Origin of the sequence: Bacteroides sp. D55t1_190419_B8 (assembly GCF_015558905.1) — a bacterium.
Lineage (GTDB): Bacteria > Bacteroidota > Bacteroidia > Bacteroidales > Bacteroidaceae > Bacteroides > Bacteroides vicugnae.
The window spans coordinates 1-3,442 of record NZ_JADMOU010000056.1; the positions used below are offsets into that span (position 1 = coordinate 1).

The 3,442-nt window shown below is 48.2% G+C and carries 2 tRNA genes and 2 rRNA genes; all 4 read right to left on the reverse strand.

Annotated features, from left to right (window positions below):
- Positions 1–2: 2 nt before the first annotated feature.
- A 5S ribosomal RNA gene (gene rrf / locus I2I13_RS24175) occupies positions 3–113 on the reverse strand.
- 77 nt (positions 114–190) lie between these two features.
- A 23S ribosomal RNA gene (locus tag I2I13_RS24180) occupies positions 191–3,070 on the reverse strand.
- A gap of 157 nt (positions 3,071–3,227) precedes the next feature.
- Positions 3,228–3,304, reverse strand: a tRNA-Ala gene (locus tag I2I13_RS24185).
- A gap of 58 nt (positions 3,305–3,362) precedes the next feature.
- A tRNA-Ile gene (locus I2I13_RS24190) sits at positions 3,363–3,439 on the reverse strand.
- Positions 3,440–3,442: the final 3 nt, after the last annotated feature.

Below are 3,442 nucleotides of genomic sequence, written 5' to 3' on the forward strand. Positions count from 1 at the left end.
AAAAACGGCGGCTACCTACTCTCCCACTGTTACGCAGTACCATCGGCGTGACGAGGCTTAACTTCTCTGTTCGGAATGGGAAGAGGTGGAACCCTCGTGCTATAACCACCTGAATAAGGTTATGACATGATGAAAAGTAAAAATTCAGTGTCTAGCAAGCTAAACGTATATACCCAACCGGTACATGTCCGAAAGAAAGTGAACGGGCAATTAGTAATGCTCGGCTTTGATGTTACCACCTTTACACCTGCATCCTATCAACGTCATCGTCTTTGACGACCCTAAGAAATCTAATCTTGTGGCTGGCTTCGTACTTAGATGCTTTCAGCACTTATCCAATCCCGACTTAGATACCCAGCAATGCACCTGGCGGCACAACTGGTAAACCAGCGGTCAGTCCAACACGGTCCTCTCGTACTAGTGTCAGAGCCACGCAAATTTCATACGCCCACGATAGATAGAGACCGAACTGTCTCACGACGTTCTGAACCCAGCTCGCGTGCCACTTTAATGGGCGAACAGCCCAACCCTTGGGACCTTCTCCAGCCCCAGGATGTGACGAGCCGACATCGAGGTGCCAAACCCCTCCGTCGATATGAGCTCTTGGGAGGGATCAGCCTGTTATCCCCGGAGTACCTTTTATCCTTTGAGCGATGTCCCTTCCATACGGAAACACCGGATCACTATGCTCTAGTTTCCTACCTGATCGACTTGTCTGTCTCCCAGTCAAGCGCCCTTATGCCATTACACTCTACGGACGGTTACCAATCGTCCTGAGGGCACCTTTAGAAGCCTCCGTTACACTTTTGGAGGCGACCACCCCAGTCAAACTACCCACCAAACAGTGTCCTCGCATCAGCGAGTTAGAACTCAAATAATCAAAGGGCCGTATTTCAACAGCGACTCCACAAATACTGGCGTACCTGCTTCAAAGTCTCCGGCCTATCCTACACATCAATTACCCAAATTCAATGTTAAGCTATAGTAAAGGTTCACGGGGTCTTTTCGTCCCATCGCGGGTAATCGGCATCTTCACCGATACTACAATTTCACTGAGCTCACGGTTGAGACAGTGTCCAGATCATTACACCATTCGTGCAGGTCGGAACTTACCCGACAAGGAATTTCGCTACCTTAGGACCGTTATAGTTACGGCCGCCGTTTACTGGGGCTTCAATTCAATGCTTCTCTTGCGATGACATCTCCTCTTAACCTTCCAGCACCGGGCAGGTGTCAGGCTGTATACGTTATCTTTCAATTTAGCACAGCCCTGTGTTTTTGTTAAACAGTTGCCTGGACCTATTCTCTGCGCCCAACTCTCGTTGGGACCCTTTATCCCGAAGTTACAGGGTCAATTTGCCTAGTTCCTTAACCGTGAATCACTCAAGCGCCTTAGTATATTCAACCCGACTACGTGTGTCCGTTTGCGGTACGGGTACCTTAAAGATTAAGTTTAGCGGATTTTCTTGGGAGTATGTTTACACGCACTATTACCTTGTTCCGAAGAACGCGGTATACTATCAGGTTCGACTCTTATCCTGGATTTGCCTGGGATAATCAACATCTACACCCTTCAACGGACTATTCCGTCAGTCCGCGGCGCTATCACTCCTCCGTCTCCACGTCACTCTTAAAGGTAGTACAGGAATATTAACCTGTTCTGCCATCGGCCTCACCGTTCGGCTGAGCCTTAGGACCCGACTAACCCTGATCCGATTAGCGTTGATCAGGAAACCTTAGTCTTTCGGCGAGGGGGTTTCTCACCCCCTTTATCGTTACTTATACCTACATTTGCTTTTCCACACGCTCCAGCAAAGCTCACGCTTCACCTTCGACGCTGAGTGGAATGCTCCCCTACCGATCATTACTGATCCCATAGCTTCGGTAAATTGCTTGATGCCCGATTATTATCCACGCCAAACTCCTCGACTAGTGAGCTGTTACGCACTCTTTAAATGAATGGCTGCTTCCAAGCCAACATCCTAGCTGTCTTAGCAATCTGACTTCGTTAGTTCAACTTAGCAATTATTTCGGGACCTTAGCTGATGGTCTGGATTCTTCTCCTTTAGGACATGGACCTTAGCACCCATGCCCTCACTCCTGGGATCGAACTACTGCGCATTCGGAGTTTATCAAGACTTGATAGGCGGTGAAGCCCTCGCATCTTATCAGTCGCTCTACCTCACAGTAGTAATTCCCAAGGCTGCACCTAAATGCATTTCGGGGAGTACGAGCTATCTCCAAGTTTGATTAGCCTTTCACCCCCACCCTCAGTTCATCCGGAAGCTTTTCAACGCTTATCGGTTCGGTCCTCCAGTTAGTGTTACCTAACCTTCAACCTGACCAAGGGTAGATCACTTGGTTTCGCGTCTACTCCTTCCGACTAATCGCCCTGTTCAGACTCGCTTTCGCTTCGGCTTCATGTCTTGAGACACTTAACCTTGCCGGAAAAAGTAACTCGTAGGTTCATTATGCAAAAGGCACGCCGTCACTGCTTACGCAGCTCCGACCGCTTGTAGGCGCACGGTTTCAGGGACTATTTCACTCTTCTATTCGAAGTGCTTTTCACCTTTCCTTCACAGTACTGGTTCGCTATCGGTCTCTCGGGAGTATTTAGCCTTACCGGATGGTCCCGGCAGATTCACGCAAGATTTCTCGTGTCCCGCGCTACTCAGGATACCACTACGCTTCGTTTCACTTCGTATACCGGACTATCACCGTCTATGGTCCCATTTTCCAAAGGGTTCTACTCATGAAATGTCTTGCGATGTCGTGGTCCTACAACCCCAATATTGCCGTAACAACATTGGTTTGGGCTAATCCCCGTTCGCTCGCCACTACTAGGGGAATCATTATTATTTTCTTTTCCTACAGGTACTAAGATGTTTCAGTTCCCTGCGTTAGCTTCCATCTAGGATGGATGACATTCCTTCAGAATGCCGGGTTGTCCCATTCGGAAATCTTCGGATCAAAGGTTATTTGCACCTGCCCGAAGCTTATCGCAGCTTATCACGTCCTTCATCGCCTCCGAGAGCCAAGGCATCCGCCATGCGCCCTTGCTTACTTTCTTTCAAACGTTTTATTCTCGTACTGGTATTGGTATTGGAATTGCTTCCTTCTATCAATATTGCATACTCGAACACGTACGGTTTGATATATACTTTTAGCTCTTACTAAAATTTTACTTTTTGTACATCATGTCAAAGATCGTTTCTCTTTTTCAGAGATGGTGGAGAATAACGGATTCGAACCGTTGACCCTCTGCGTGCAAGGCAGATGCTCTAGCCAGCTGAGCTAATCCCCCAAGAGGTTATCAAGAATTACAGCATTCCGCTTACGCGGCATTCACTCGTTCTTGAGCTTGGTAGTCCCAGGCAGAGTTGAACTGCCGACCTCTACATTATCAGTGTAGCGCTCTAACCAACTGAGCTATAGGACTAGT